This is a genomic window from Candidatus Symbiopectobacterium sp. NZEC135 (genome assembly GCF_025962695.1).
This window is the reverse complement of the sequence record NZ_JAGFPF010001162.1, coordinates 1-669: the sequence shown is the minus strand read 5'-3', so window position 1 is coordinate 669 and position 669 is coordinate 1. Positions and strand designations below refer to the sequence as shown.

Annotated in this window: 1 protein-coding gene and 1 pseudogene; both read right to left on the bottom strand. The window is 57.5% G+C overall.

Going from position 1 to position 669, the window contains the following annotated elements; translation table 11 throughout:
• Positions 1-424: pseudogene (locus J5224_RS33085) on the bottom strand (TetR/AcrR family transcriptional regulator); the annotation flags it as partial.
• Positions 355-669: TetR/AcrR family transcriptional regulator (locus J5224_RS33080; RefSeq protein ID WP_264629138.1), on the bottom strand; the 315-nt coding region annotated here is incomplete at its 5' end. The gene J5224_RS33080 and the pseudogene J5224_RS33085, both read right to left, overlap by 70 nt.

The window sequence follows — 669 nt, the reverse complement described above, 5'->3', positions numbered from 1 at the left end:
CCGACAGGCTGACCCCGTTCACGCCGTTGGCGGATAACCAGGCGACCGCCGGTGTCGGGGGAAACGGTGGCGAACTGGGGGAATAGGCCTGTATTGTACCGCTAGGTCGTGCGGTTTCTTCATGGCTGTTATAGGCCGAACGCACCATATCGCAGACGTCATCAAGCATGGATTGGCGTTCATCCCGGCTGATGGCGGCAAAGCCGGTGCCGTGAAGCAAGAACACGCCTTCTGCGGCGAGAAAAGCAATGCGCAAGCGTTTGGTGAGCGGTGTCGCTTGTGCCAGACGCGCCAGTTGCGTGCGGTAAAAGGTTTGTACCGGTGCCAGCATGGCCGGGGCATGGACCAGCGCGGTCAGCAAGCCAATGGCGCGCGACGCAGTTTCTTCAGTCTCTTGTCCGATAGCGCTGATATGACCCAGCATGTCGGCACCCGCTGCTCAGCGTCTTGCGAAAAACGAGTCAGTTCCCGCTGTAACAGGGTTTGAATCAGTTGATCCTTACTGGGGAAACGGTAAACCAGCCCACCTTTACTGATGCCTGCCTGAGCGGCAACGGCATCGAGGGTGAAACCGTGCACACCACTGCGCAGCAAAACGGTTTCCGCTGCATCAAGTATCTGATCGCTATCAATGGTTTGTTTGCGTGCCATTTCCCTACCTTGCATTTC